This is a genomic window from Streptomyces sp. NPDC046712 (assembly GCF_040645695.1).
Taxonomy (GTDB): Bacteria; Actinomycetota; Actinomycetes; order Streptomycetales; family Streptomycetaceae; genus Streptomyces.
In genome coordinates, this window is record NZ_JBEYYW010000012.1 from 199,090 (window position 1) to 210,622 (window position 11,533).

The 11,533-nt window shown below is 71.9% G+C and carries 11 protein-coding genes; 3 read left to right on the forward strand and 8 right to left on the reverse strand.

Annotation, left to right across the window (positions count from 1 at the left end; translation table 11 throughout):
• Window positions 1-235: 235 nt before the first annotated feature.
• The gene (locus ABZ939_RS18295; RefSeq protein ID WP_361855601.1) at window positions 236-976 is read left to right on the forward strand and encodes a GntR family transcriptional regulator; all 741 of its coding nucleotides are present in this window, start codon (window positions 236-238) and stop codon (window positions 974-976) included.
• Window positions 977-1,134: 158 nt separating this feature from the next.
• Here the strand turns inward: ABZ939_RS18295 and ABZ939_RS18300 are convergent, their stop codons facing one another.
• Window positions 1,135-2,292, reverse strand: coding sequence for an ROK family transcriptional regulator (locus ABZ939_RS18300; protein WP_361855604.1), 1,158 nt, complete (start codon window positions 2,290-2,292; stop codon window positions 1,135-1,137).
• A gap of 120 nt (window positions 2,293-2,412) precedes the next feature.
• Between ABZ939_RS18300 and ABZ939_RS18305 the strand changes: the two genes are divergently transcribed.
• Window positions 2,413-2,781: a hypothetical protein gene (locus tag ABZ939_RS18305; protein WP_361855606.1), complete on the forward strand. Its 369-nt coding sequence runs from the start codon at window positions 2,413-2,415 to the stop codon at window positions 2,779-2,781.
• Here the strand turns inward: ABZ939_RS18305 and mug are convergent.
• The 7 genes from mug to katG all read right to left on the reverse strand — a co-directional run bounded on the left by mug (window position 2,759) and on the right by katG (window position 11,084).
• Window positions 2,759-3,364 carry a G/U mismatch-specific DNA glycosylase gene (gene mug / locus ABZ939_RS18310; protein ID WP_361855658.1) on the reverse strand — a complete coding sequence of 202 codons (606 nt, stop codon included), beginning with the start codon at window positions 3,362-3,364 and terminating at the stop codon, window positions 2,759-2,761. The genes ABZ939_RS18305 and mug overlap by 23 nt on opposite strands.
• Complete coding sequence (purB, locus tag ABZ939_RS18315; protein ID WP_361855609.1) at window positions 3,361-4,794, reverse strand: adenylosuccinate lyase; 1,434 nt, start codon at window positions 4,792-4,794, stop codon at window positions 3,361-3,363. The genes mug and purB overlap by 4 nt, the downstream gene beginning before the upstream one ends.
• Window positions 4,795-4,883: 89 nt before the next feature.
• A complete protein-coding gene (locus ABZ939_RS18320) occupies window positions 4,884-5,663 on the reverse strand; it encodes an SGNH/GDSL hydrolase family protein (protein ID WP_361855612.1) in 780 nt (259 codons plus the stop codon).
• 91 nt (window positions 5,664-5,754) lie between these two features.
• Entirely contained in the window at window positions 5,755-6,774 is a 1,020-nt protein-coding gene (locus tag ABZ939_RS18325) for a hemolysin family protein (RefSeq protein WP_361855615.1), read from the reverse strand.
• A complete protein-coding gene (locus ABZ939_RS18330; RefSeq protein WP_361855618.1) occupies window positions 6,771-8,111 on the reverse strand; it encodes a hemolysin family protein in 1,341 nt (446 codons plus the stop codon). The genes ABZ939_RS18325 and ABZ939_RS18330 overlap by 4 nt, the downstream gene beginning before the upstream one ends.
• A 146-nt stretch (window positions 8,112-8,257) precedes the next feature.
• The gene (locus ABZ939_RS18335) at window positions 8,258-8,695 is read right to left on the reverse strand and encodes a GNAT family N-acetyltransferase (RefSeq protein WP_361855621.1); all 438 of its coding nucleotides are present in this window, start codon (window positions 8,693-8,695) and stop codon (window positions 8,258-8,260) included.
• A gap of 172 nt (window positions 8,696-8,867) precedes the next feature.
• The gene (katG, locus tag ABZ939_RS18340) at window positions 8,868-11,084 is read right to left on the reverse strand and encodes a catalase/peroxidase HPI (protein ID WP_361855624.1); all 2,217 of its coding nucleotides are present in this window, start codon (window positions 11,082-11,084) and stop codon (window positions 8,868-8,870) included.
• Window positions 11,085-11,318: 234 nt separating this feature from the next.
• Here katG and ABZ939_RS18345 point away from each other — a divergent pair.
• On the forward strand, window positions 11,319-11,533 hold a 215-nt coding region (locus ABZ939_RS18345; RefSeq protein ID WP_361855627.1), incomplete at its 3' end, for a transcriptional repressor.

Below are 11,533 nucleotides of genomic sequence, written 5' to 3' on the forward strand. Positions count from 1 at the left end.
CGTCCTGTGCCCCGCCTCCGGTCCGGACGCGGGGCACTTTGCTGCGCAGGGCTCACGGCGGCGCGAACGTCCTGTGAACGATCTACGCCAGAGGGCCGCATTCACGGGCATCCGGGTCAGGATTGGTCTTGACCAAGGGGGTGTGCCGCCTTATGGTCGCAGAGTTAGTGAAGGAACCTTTAATAAACAAGGGCGCGGAAAACCGCCGGGGACACGGCGATTGCGGAGGATCAGGGTGGGGACCACGCAGCTGGATTCGGTGCCGGAGCCTAAGTACTGGCACCTCAAGACCGTGATCGGCGAGGCGCTCGACTCCGACTTCGCGGTCGGCGAGATCCTGCCCAACGAGCGCGAGTTGGCCGCGCGCTTCGGCGTCGCCCGGGCCACGCTCCGCCAGGCCCTCGAGCAGCTGGAGCTGGAAGGCCGGCTGCAGCGCCGCCGCGGCGTCGGCACGACCGTCGCCCCGCCCCGCGTCGGAGTGGACGTCTCCACCACGCAGCACACCTGGCCCGGTGTGGCCGAGGAGACCTGGCAGTCCATGGACTCCGCCTCCGCCGTGGCCCCCGCCGCCGTCGCGCGTCTCCTGGACATCGAGTCCGACGAAGAGGTGCACGTCGTACGCCGCCTGCGCGTCACGCACGGCCAGCCGGTCGCGGCCGAGCTCCTGTACGTGCCGTCCGGATCGGTCCCCGAGCTCACCGCGATCGACACCCCGTCGGGCCCGGCCCGCGCGCGCAGCGTGCTGCGGGAACTTCAGCGCCTCGCCCTGGACGGCCAGGACCGCGCCGTGGAGCTCGGCTCCGCCCGCGCCGACGACGCCAAGGAACTGGACCGCCTCCCGGGCGCCCCGGTCCTCGTCGTCACGACCCGCTACCTCTCCGAGGGCCGCACGGCAGCGGTCTCGGTGGCCACCTACCGCGCCGACACCTGCCGCCTGACCTTCGGCGACTCGGGCGACCTGGTCATGGCGTCCTGAGGTAGCAGACCTTCAGCAGAAGCACCGGGCCCGTGAGGGGCACCGCCACGGCGGCGCTCCTCACGGGCCCGCTGTCGTTCCGGCGCCGACGGGTCACCGGGGTGCCCTCAAGGGCCTGTCCCTCGGAGGCCCTGGGCCAACACCCTGCCCACCGCCCCTCAGCGGCGCGCCGTCACCGTGCCCTCCACCGCGAAGAGCTGTTCCTCCACGTGGTCCAGGGCGAGGCGCAGGGCGCCCGTGCCCACCGCCGCCTCGCCCAGCATCGACAGGACCACGCGCGGGGGGCGCAGGCAGAAGCGGGCCAGTTCGTCGCGCAGCGGCTGCAGTACGCCGTCCAGGCCCGCCGCCCAGCCGCCGATCACCACCAGTTCCGGGTCGAGCGCGAGGACCAGCGCCGCCACGTCGTGCACCAGACGCTGGGTGAAACGCTCCACCGCCGCCTCGGCCCGCTCGTCACCGCGCCGGGCCAGCGCGAAGACCTCGGCGACCGCCTGCTCGTCCAGTGGGTGCAGCGGCTCGTCCGTCGTCGACAGCAGGTGCTCGGGGGTGACCCCGCGGCCGAGCAGGTGCAGCGCCCCGATCTCCCCGGCGGCCCCGCCGTAGCCGCGGTGCAGCCGCCCGCCGATCAGGGAGCCCGCACCCGGGCTCAGTCCGGCGAGCACGAAGACGATGTCGTCGGAGTCGGTCGCCGCGCCCTTCCAGTGCTCCGCGACCGCCGCCGCGTTCGCGTCGTTCTCCACCAGCACCGGGCAGCGGAACGACCGCCGCAGCCTCTCGCCGAGCGCCAGGCCCGTCCAGCCGGGCAGTGCCGTGCCGAGCCGGACGGTGCCGTCCGCCTCGACGATCCCGGGCGTGCCGACGCCGACCGCCCGCAGATTGGAGCGCGCCACCCCGGCCCTGCGCAGCACGTCGGCGACGACCGCGCGGACCCGCTCCAGGCGCTCGTCCTCGGGCGCCGTCTCCGAGACCTCACGGGCCCCGGCGCCGATGATCCGGCCGTCGAGCCCCGAGAGCAGTGCCGCGACCCGGTGCGGGCCGATCTCGATGCCCAGCAGATGCCCGGCCTCCGCCCGGAAGCGGAACCTCCGCGCCGGTCGCCCCTGCCGCCTGGCCTCGCCCTCCTCGGGCGCGGCCTCGACGACGAGACCGCCGACGATGAGCCCCTCGACCACGCCCTCCACGGTCGGCCGGGACAGCCCCGTGATCCGGGTCAGGTCCGTGAGCGTGAGCGCGTCGGCGCCCCGCAGAGCATGGAGTACCACCGCGGAATTGATCCGCCGCAGCAGCGACGGATCCCCGCCGGTCAGCCGCCCCACAGTGTGTCCTTCCAGCTCGTACGCGTGTCTGGCGGATGTTACTCAATGGACCGGAGGGCGGCGAGCGCCCGGCGGTCTGACGGAGCACCAGCTGTCGGTGGCGGCCGCTTTACTGGACCCATGACGCTCGCACAGCACCTCGCCACCGTGGACCTGCTGCGCGCCCGCGCGTTCCCCGCGGACGGTTACCACCTCACGGAGTTAGCCCTCGCGGACCCCCGCGAGGAGCAGGCGGAGGCGGAACGGGAAGCGCTTGCGCTGCTGTTCGCCGCCCGCTGGGGCCCGCCCGACCACATCGGTCTGTTCGGGCTGCTGCACCGCTACGGAGCGGGGGAGGAGATACCCCGCCCCTGGGACCTGCTCTGCACCACCGTGCCCGACGTCCAGGTCTGGCGCGTGGACGGCCGCTGGATCGTGCTCGGAGCACCCGAGGAGGGCGGAGCGGGCGTCCGTCTCCTTGTCTGCGTCACCGAGGTGGATCCCCCGTGACCCTCCCCGGACTCCGTCCGGGAGGTGCCCCCAGGTCCGGCACGCCCGCCGCCTCGCGCAGCCGCGCGAACTCCTCCGCCATCGCCGGCAGCGTCCAGCCCGCGTTCAGACCGCTCGGGTTGGGCAGCGCCCAGATCCGGGTCTCCCCGATCGTCCGCTCCTGCGGACCGACGACCGCGCGCTTCTCCCCGAACGCCGTCCGGTACGCCGTGATGCCGACCACCGCCAACCACCGCGGACGCAAACGCTCCACCCGCTCGCTCAGCAGCCGGCCGCCCTCCCTGAACTCCTCGTTGCTCAGCTCGTCGGCCCGCGCAGTCGCCCGCGCCACCACGTTCGTGATGCCGAGACCGTACGTGAGCAGTTCCTCCTGCTCCGCCGGCTTAAGCAGCCGCGGCGTGAAGCCGGACAGTTCGAGCGCCGGCCAGAAGCGGTTGCCGGGGCGCGCGAAGTGATGGCCCGTCGCCGCCGACATCAGCCCGGGGTTGATCCCGCAGAAGAGGACGGAAAGGCCGCCCGCCACCACGTCGGGAATGACGCGGTCGCGAGCGGCCTCGAGCTCCTGCGGGGTGAACCGGGTCAGAGGATCGACCCGGGGGTGTACGCGGCGGCCTCCGGGTGCTGCTTGACGATCTCCTCGATACGGGAGACCACGACGGCGACCTGGTCGGCGGCGGCGCCGGTGAACGACAGCTTGTCCGCCATCAGCGCGTCGAGCTGCGCGCGGTCCAGCGGGATCCGCTCGTCGGCGGCCAGCTTGTCGAGCAGCTCGTTGCGCTCGGCGCCCTGCTCGCGCATGGCGAGGGCCGAGGCGACGGCGTTCTCCTTGATGGCCTCGTGGGCGAGCTCGCGGCCCACCCCGGCGCGGACGGCGCCCATCAGGACCTTGGTCGTGGCCAGGAAGGGGAGGTAGCGGTCCAGCTCGCGGGCGACGACGGCGGGGAACGCGCCGAACTCGTCGAGCACGGTCAGGAAGGTCTCCAGGAGACCGTCGAGCGCGAAGAACGCGTCCGGCAGCGCGACCCGGCGCACCACCGAGCAGGAGACGTCGCCCTCGTTCCACTGGTCGCCCGCGAGCTCACCGGTCATCGACGCGTAGCCGCGCAGGATGACCATGAGGCCGTTGACGCGCTCGCAGGAGCGGGTGTTCATCTTGTGCGGCATCGCGGAGGAGCCGACCTGGCCGGGCTTGAAGCCCTCGGTGACCAGCTCGTGGCCGGCCATCAGCCGGATCGTCTTGGCGACCGACGAGGGCGCGGCGGCCAGCTGCACGAGCCCGGTGACCACGTCGTAGTCGAGCGAGCGCGGGTAGACCTGGCCGACCGAGGTGAAGGCGTGCGCGAAGCCGAGGTGCCCGGCGATGCGCTGCTCCAGGTCCGCCAGCTTGGCCGCGTCGCCGCCGAGCAGGTCGAGCATGTCCTGCGCGGTGCCGACCGGGCCCTTGATGCCGCGCAGCGGGTAGCGGGCGATCAGCTCCTCCAGCCGGCCGTAGGCGACGAGCAGCTCGTCGGCGGCCGTGGCGAAACGCTTGCCGAGGGTGGTGGCCTGGGCGGCGACGTTGTGGGAGCGGCCGGCCATGACGAGCTCGGCGTACTCGCCGGACAGCTTGCCGAGGCGGGCGAGGACGGCGACCGTGCGGTCGCGCATCAGCTCGAGCGAGAGCCGGATCTGCAGCTGCTCGACGTTCTCGGTGAGGTCGCGGGAGGTCATGCCCTTGTGGACGTGCTCGTGACCGGCGAGGGCGTTGAACTCCTCGATCCGGGCCTTCACGTCGTGGCGGGTGACCTTCTCGCGCTCGGCGATGGAGGCGAGGTCGACCTGGTCGAGCACGCGCTCGTAGTCGGCGAGGGCCGCGTCCGGGACCTCGATCCCGAGGTCCTTCTGGGCACGCAGCACGGCGAGCCACAGCTGGCGCTCCAGCTTCACCTTCTGCTCGGGGGACCAGAGGACGGCGAGCTCCGCGGAGGCGTAGCGGCCGGCCAGGACGTTGGGGATGCGAGGCTTGGCAGTCACGTGACCAGATTCTACTGGCGGTTTCTGCAGGCCAGCGCCACGGGCTGGTTTGTCTCTTGCTACGAGACGCCCGTCACGCGCGCGTGCGGCTAGGCCGTCGGCGGCTCGTACGGAAGCAGGTCCGGTCGCTTGGCCGGGCGTCCGTCGCCCGAGGAGCGGCCGGTCAGCCGCCGTCCTATCCACGGGCCGAGGTGCTCCCTGGCGAAGCGTGCGTCGCCGAGACGGCGGGCCGTCCAGCCCGGTCGGAGCGCGGGCGGCAGCGGCGCCCGCCAGTCGTCCTCGGGGGCGAGGCCGAGCGCCTGCCACACGGCCTCGGCCACCCGACGGTGTCCCTCGTCGGTCAGATGGAGCCGGTCCACGTCCCACATCCGCTGGTCCGCGAGCACGGGCGCCCCGTACAGGTCGACCACCAGGGCGCCGTGGCGGGCGGCGAGCTCGTCGACGTACCCGAAGAGCTCCTCCATGCGGGGCCGGAAGCGCTCCATGACGGGGCCGTTGCGACCCGGGCTGCGCATCAGGACCAGCTGCCCGCAGGACGGCGCCAGCTTCTCGACCGCCTCGGTGAGCAGCCCCCGCACGCGCCCCATGTCGACCTTCGGCCGCAGGGTGTCGTTCAGACCGCCGACCAGCGTCACCACGTCCGCCTTCATGGCGGCGGCGAGGTCCACCTGCTCCGCGACGATCTGCCCGATGAGCTTCCCCCGCACCGCGAGGTTCGCGTACCGGAAGTCGGGCGTGCGGGCGGCCAGCCGGGCCGCGAGGAGGTCCGCCCACCCCCGGTAGGTCCCGTCGGGCAGCCGGTCCGACATACCTTCGGTGAAGCTGTCGCCGACCGCGACAAGACTGGTGTAGGTGGCATTCATCTCCATGGCGGAGCGATCATACCGTGCGGTATGCGGGTGGGGATCCGCCGGAGCCCCGGGACGCACAGCGCGCCCCGGGGCTCCGGACCCACGAGCGTTACGGTGCCGCCGGTCGCCCGACGAGCTCCCGCAGGACGTCCTCCATGGTGACCAGGCCGGCCAGCTTGCCGTCCTCGTCCAGGACCGCCGCCAGGTGCGTACGGCTGCGGCGCATCGCCGTCAGAACGTCGTCCATCGGCGTGGCCGCTCGGACCCGGGCGATCGGCCGCATCGCCGTCACCGGGAAGGGCAGATCGCGCGGCGTCACGTCCAGGGCGTCCTTCACATGCAGGTAGCCCAGGATCCGGTGGCTCGTGTCGACCACCGGGAAGCGGGAGAAGCCCGATTCGGCGGACAGCGCCTCCAACTGCTCGGGCGTCGTGCCGACCGCCGCGTACACGACCTTCTCCACCGGCATGACCACGTCCCGCACCGGGCGGCGGCCCAGTTCGAGGGCGTCGTGCAGGCGCTCCGCCGCACGGTCGTCGAGCAGACCGGCGACGCCCGCGTCGGTCACCATGCGGGCCAGCTCGTCGTCCGAGAACGTCGCCGAGACCTCGCCCTTCACCTCCACCCGCAACAGCTTCAGCAGCGCGTTGGCGAAGGCGTTGATGGCGAAGATCACCGGGCGCAGGGCCCGGGCGAGCGCCACCAGCGGCGGGCCGAGGAGCAGCGCGGTGCGCGTCGGCTCGGCCAGCGCGATGTTCTTCGGGACCATCTCGCCGAGCAGCATGTGCAGATAGGTCGCCAGGGCCAGCGCGATCACGAACGAGATCGGGTGGACCAGGCCGTGCGGCACGCCCATGGCGTCGAAGGCCGGTTCGAGCAGATGCGCGATGGCCGGCTCGGCGACGATGCCGAGCACCAGGGTGCACAGCGTGATGCCGAGCTGCGCCGCGGCGAGCAGCGCCGAGACGTGCTCCAGACCCCACATGACGCTGCGCGCCCGCCGGTCCCCGGCCTCGGCGGCCGGTTCGACCTGACTGCGGCGTACGGAGATCATGGCGAACTCCGCGCCGACGAAGAAGGCGTTCAGGACCAGGGTCAGGAAGCCGATCAACAGCTGGATGACGATCATCGGCCGGCCTCCCCGGTCTCCTGGGTCCCCTCGACCGGCGGCGCGTGCATCAGCACCCGCGCGGCCCGGCGCCCGGAGGCGTCCACCACGTCGAGCCGCCATTCGGCCAGCTCCACGCTGTCACCGACGGCGGGGATCCGTCCCAGCGCCGTGGCGAGGACACCCGCCAGCGTCTCGTACGGTCCCTCAGGCACCCGCAGGCCGATGGCCTCCAGCTGGTCCGTGCGGGCGGCGCCGTCCGCGGACCAGAGCTCACGCCCGTCCGCGTCCTCGCCCGCCCGCGCCAGGTCGGGCGTCTCGTGCGGATCGTGCTCGTCGCGCACCTCGCCGACGACCTCCTCGACGATGTCCTCCAGCGTCGCGACGCCGGCCGTACCGCCGTACTCGTCGATGACGACCGCCATCGTCTGCTTGCCCGACAGCCGGTCGAGCAGCCGGTCCACGGTCAGGGTCTCCGGGACGAGCAGCGGCTCGCGCAGCATGTCCCCGATACGCCGGCGGGGCCGCTCGTCGGCCGGTATCGCCAGGACGTCCTTGATGTGGGCGATCCCGACCACCGAGTCGAGGCTGCCCCGGTAGACGGGGAAACGGGACAGACCGGTCGCGCGGGTCGCGTTGGCGACGTCCTCGGCGGTGGCCTGCACCTCCAGGGCGGTGACCTGGACGCGCGGGGTCATCACGTTCTCCGCGGTCAGCTCGGCCAGGTTCAGTGTCCGGACGAACAGCTCGGCGGTGTCCGCCTCCAGGGCGCCCTCCTTGGCGGAGTGGCGGGCGAGCGCCACCAGCTCCTTCGGGGAGCGGGCCGAGGCCAGCTCCTCGGTCGGCTCCATGCCGAGCCGACGCAGGATCCGGTTGGCGGTGTTGTTGAGATGGCTGATCAGCGGCTTGAAGGCGGCGGTGAAGACCCGCTGCGGCGTGGCGACCCGCTTGGCGATCGCCAGCGGCGAGGAGATCGCCCAGTTCTTGGGGACCAGCTCGCCGACGACCATCAGGACGACGGTCGACAGGGCGGTGCCGATGACAAGGGCGGCCGAGGAGGCCACCGAGGGGGAGAGGCCGAGGTCCTCGATCGGACCGCGGATCAGCTTGGCGATCGAGGGCTCGGCGAGCATGCCGACGATCAGGTTGGTGACCGTGATGCCGAGCTGCGCGCCGGAGAGCTGGAAGGTGAGCGACTTGACGGCCTTGAGCGCGCTCGCCGCGCCCCTCTCACCGCGCTCCACGGCTCGTTCGAGCTCGGACCGCTCGACGGTGGTGAGCGAGAACTCGGCCGCGACGAAGGCACCGCATGCGAGCGAGAGCAGCAGCGCCACCACGAGCAGAAGCACTTCGATCATCGGTTCACCTCCGTCCCATGATCAGTCACGGGCAGAGGGATCGCTCGCTTGGTACTGGGAGGCTCGCCCATGGGCGGACGCTCACACCTTTCGATAGCGCTGGATGGAAACACCTATGGTAAAGGACGGGCAAAGCAGTGCGGTGATCAGTCTCGCGGGGCCGCCGCCAGCGGCTTCACCCAGCGGGTCCACTGCTCCTGGGGGCCGTACTCCGCCGCGCGCCAGGCATGCTGCCCGAGTTCGTTGCGGTCGAGCACCATGGCGTCAGCCCGCCGCCCGCCGAGTCGTACGAAACGCTCCTCGGCCGCCGCGAGCAGTGCGCCGCCCACGCCCCGGCGGCGGTGGTCCGGGTGGACGGCGAGCCGGTAGAGGTGGCAGCGCCAGCCGTCGAACCCGGCGATCACCGTGCCGGCGAGCTCGTCGCCGCGCTCCGCGAGGATCAGGGCCTCGGGGTCGCGCGCGACGAGCCGCTCGATCCCGTCGCGGTCGTCGCTGATGCTGGTGCCCTCGGCGGCCACCTTCCAGAAGGCGAGGACGGTGTCGAGGTCGGCCGGCGTGGCGGTCCGGATGCGCGGTTCGGTCATGATCCGATCCCACCACCGGCCGCGGCCGGCCGTCGACCGCGTTTCGCCATACGGGCAGGCCGGCGCACAGCAGCCGTCCGGGCGCACGGGCAGGCGCCCGGGCCGACCCCTGCGGGCCGGCCCGGGCGCCGTGATGCGGACCCGGGACGTCAGGACGTCCAGGACGTCGGGATCAGACGAGGTCGAAGCGGTCCAGCTCCATGACCTTGTTCCACGCCGCGACGAAGTCCGTCACGAACTTCCCCTTCGCGTCGTCGCTCGCGTAGACCTCGGCGAGCGCACGCAGCTCGGAGTTCGAGCCGAAGACGAGGTCGGCGCGGGTGCCGGTCCACCGGACCTTGCCCGCCGCGTCGCGGCCCTCGAACTCGTCCTGCGCCGAGGACGTCGCCTTCCACGTCGTGCCCAGGTCGAGCAGGTTGACGAAGAAGTCGTTCGACAGCGTGCCCGGCCTGTCGGTGAGGACGCCGTGCTTCGACTGGCCGTGGTTGGCGCCCAGGACACGCAGACCACCGACGAGGACCGTCAGCTCGGGCGCGCTGAGGGTCAGCAGGTTCGCCTTGTCGAGCAGCAGGTACTCGGCCGGCAGACGGTTGCCCTTGCCGACGTAGTTGCGGAAGCCGTCGGAGGCCGGCTCGAGCGCGGCGAACGACTCGACGTCCGTCTGCTCCTGCGCGGCGTCGACACGGCCCGGCGTGAACGGCACCTCGACGTCGTGGCCGCCGTCCTTGGCCGCCTGCTCGACGGCCGCGGAGCCGGCGAGCACGACCAGGTCGGCCAGCGAGACCTTCTTGGCGCCCTGCGAGTTGAAGGACTCCTGGATGCCCTCGAGGGTACGCAGCACCTGCGCCAGCTCGTCCGGGTTGTTGACCTCCCAGTTGCGCTGCGGCTCCAGGCGGATGCGGCCGCCGTTGGCGCCGCCCCGCTTGTCGCTGCCGCGGAAGGAGGAGGCGGCGGCCCAGGCCGCGGAGACCAGCTGCGAGACCGTGAGGTCCGAGCCGAGGATCTGCTCCTTGAGGGAGGCGATGTCCGCGGCGTCGATCAGCTCGCCCTCGCGCGCCGGCAGCGGGTCCTGCCACAGCAGCGTCTCGGACGGGACCTCGGGACCGAGGTAGCGCACGATCGGGCCCATGTCACGGTGCGTCAGCTTGAACCAGGCGCGGGCGAAGGCGTCCGCGAACTGCTCCGGGTTCTCGTAGAAGCGCCGCGAGATCTGCTCGTAGACCGGGTCGAAGCGCAGCGACAGGTCGGTGGTGAGCATCGTCGGACGGTGCTTCTTCGATGCGTCGTGGGCGTCGGGGATGATCGCCTCGGCGTTCTTCGCCACCCACTGGTGAGCGCCGGCCGGGCTCTTCGTGAGCTCGTACTCGTACTCGAAGAGGTGCTTGAAGAAGTCGTGGCCCCACTGCGCGGGCGTGGTGGTCCAGGTGACCTCGAGGCCACTGGTGATCGCGTCGGCGCCCTTGCCGGTGCCGTACGAGTTCGCCCAGCCGAGACCCTGCGCCTCGATCGGCGCGGCCTCGGGGTCGGCGCCGACGCTCTCCGCCGGGCCGGCGCCGTGGGTCTTGCCGAAGGTGTGGCCACCGGCGATGAGGGCGACGGTCTCCTCGTCGTTCATCGCCATGCGGCGGAACGTCTCGCGGATGTCGCGGGCCGCGGCGACCGGGTCCGGGTTGCCGTTGGGGCCCTCGGGGTTGACGTAGATGAGGCCCATCTGGACCGCGCCGAGCGGGTTCTCCAGCTCGCGGTCGCCGGTGTAGCGCTCGTCGCCGAGCCAGGTGGTCTCGGGGCCCCAGTACACGTCCTCGTCGGGCTCCCACACGTCGGCGCGGCCGCCGGCGAAGCCGAAGGTCTTGAAGCCCATCGTCTCCAGGGCCACGTTACCGGTGAGGATCATGAGGTCGGCCCAGGAGATGGACTGGCCGTACTTCTGCTTGACCGGCCACAGCAGGCGGCGGGCCTTGTCCAGGTTGCCGTTGTCCGGCCAGCTGTTGAGCGGCGCGAAGCGCTGCTGGCCGGCGCCGGCGCCACCGCGGCCGTCGCTGATGCGGTACGTACCGGCGCTGTGCCAGGCCATACGGATCATGAGCGGGCCGTAGTTGCCGAAGTCGGCCGGCCACCAGTCCTGCGAGGTGGTGAGCACCTCGGCGATGTCCCGCTTCACGGCGGCGAGGTCGAGGGCGTTGAACGCCTCGGCGTAGTCGAACTCCTCGCCGAGCGGGTTGGCCACGGCGGGGTTCTTGGCAAGGATCTTCAGGTTGAGCCGCTCCGGCCACCACTGGCGGTTTCCGCCGCCCTGGGTCGGGTGCGCGGCACGGCCGTGCGCGACCGGACAGCCGCCCGTCTCCTCCGGTACGGGGTCGGTGACGATTGCGTCGTGGTTCTCGGACATGGGAATCCTTCCGGACGGGGCGGATCGCGGAGCTCAGCCGGGGGAGATCCGGCAGCGGGGCCGCGCGGCCCGTACCGGAAGTGATGTTGTCCCTTGGCTATTGCCGGAACCGATCCTACGATGGACAGAGTCCAAGTCAAGAAGCACGCCAATCCCATACCCATCGGAAACCCGTGCGTCCAGTGTCGAACGTCGCGTGTCCCGCCGGAGCCGAAGCTGAATAGGTGAACCGATATGAGTGACCTGCTGGAGCGGCTGCGTGGGCGTGGCTGGCGGATGACCTCGCAGCGGCGTGTCGTCGCGGAGGTCCTCGACGGCGAGCATGTGCATCTCACGGCCGACGAGGTGCACGTCCGTGCGGCGCGAAGGCTGCCGGAGATCTCCCGGGCGACGGTCTACAACACGCTGGGTGAGCTGGTCTCGCTCGGTGAGGTCGTCGAGGTCTCCAC